A 1,046-nucleotide genomic window follows, 5' to 3' on the forward strand; every position below is an offset into this window, starting at 1 on the left:
GTTGGCCGGGCTGCCGCCACTACCCGAGGGGGCCGAAGTCGTACGCCCCGTGGCGGCGGGCCCCCCCGGGGGGTTCACCCAACACCAAAATAACCACCTGCGCCCCAACAACTCTTTCCGGTGGCCCCGCCTACGAGTGGAGTGGAGCTAAGGGGAATCGAACCCCTGACCTTCTCGATGCGAACGAGACGCGCTACCAACTGCGCTATAGCCCCGTGCGGCTCTGGCGAACCGCGCTGTGACACTGTATCAGGCGTTGCGCCCGGATACCGAATCGGTACTCTGACCTGCCGTTTTGCGTGGTTCGACCAGTTATTCGCCGACTGCGCGGCCGAGGTCTTCGACCCGGGTGCGTAGCGCGCGTGCGGTGGCCGGATCGAAGGTTTCCAGGTGCTCGAACATCGGGTCCTCGTCGTCGGTGTCGAGCAAGGTGGAGCGGCGGCGCAGGGCGCGGGCGGTGTCGCGGTCCATGGTGCGCCGGGTCGTGGCGGCCTCGGGGGTGGTGGTGGCCTCGCGGCGCCTACCACGGGTGAGGCGGGCCGCACGCCTGCGGCGGATCTCCTCCTCCACGTGGACCTGCTTGCGCAGGTAGGCCAGGTAGCCCACCAGCACGGCCGTGGACAGGCCGCACGCCCACCAGAACATCGAGTTCAGCAGCAGGCCGAACGCGGCGAACAGGATGGTGGCGATGATGAGGCCGAGGACCGCGCGCTGCCGGAAGCTGTAGCGGGCGGCGCGGGCGATGGCGTCGGCCTCGGGGTCGTAGCCGCCGCGGCCGCGCCTGTTCGGCACGAAGTCCTCGTCGAAGTCGTCCTCGGTGGCCTCGTCTGCGACGTCCTCGAGGCGGGCGGGCGGCGCGGGCGGTATGCGCGCGGCGACGGGCGGGTCGGCCTCGTCGTCGTCCGCCACGATGTCCGGGTCCGGCTCCGCCGCAGCGTCATCGAGTTCGGCATCCGCGGAATCGGCTGTCTCGGTGCGCTCTTCGGGCTCGGCACCGGGCGCGGGGGCGCCGGGGGCGGCCGCGGGGGGGGGCGGGGGGTGGGGGT

The 1,046-nt window shown here is 71.7% G+C and carries 1 protein-coding gene and 1 tRNA gene; both read right to left on the reverse strand.

The window, feature by feature from the left end; all coding sequences use genetic code 11:
- Positions 1 to 142: 142 nt before the first annotated feature.
- Positions 143 to 215: transfer RNA gene (locus ACFWPJ_RS08480), tRNA-Ala, on the reverse strand.
- Positions 216 to 312: 97 nt separating this feature from the next.
- The coding region (gene glpR, locus ACFWPJ_RS08485; protein ID WP_378848858.1) for a gephyrin-like molybdotransferase receptor GlpR at positions 313 to 1,046 on the reverse strand (734 nt) is incomplete at its 5' end.

This window comes from Nocardia sp. NPDC058497 (genome assembly GCF_042720195.1).
Taxonomy (GTDB): domain Bacteria; phylum Actinomycetota; class Actinomycetes; order Mycobacteriales; family Mycobacteriaceae; genus Nocardia.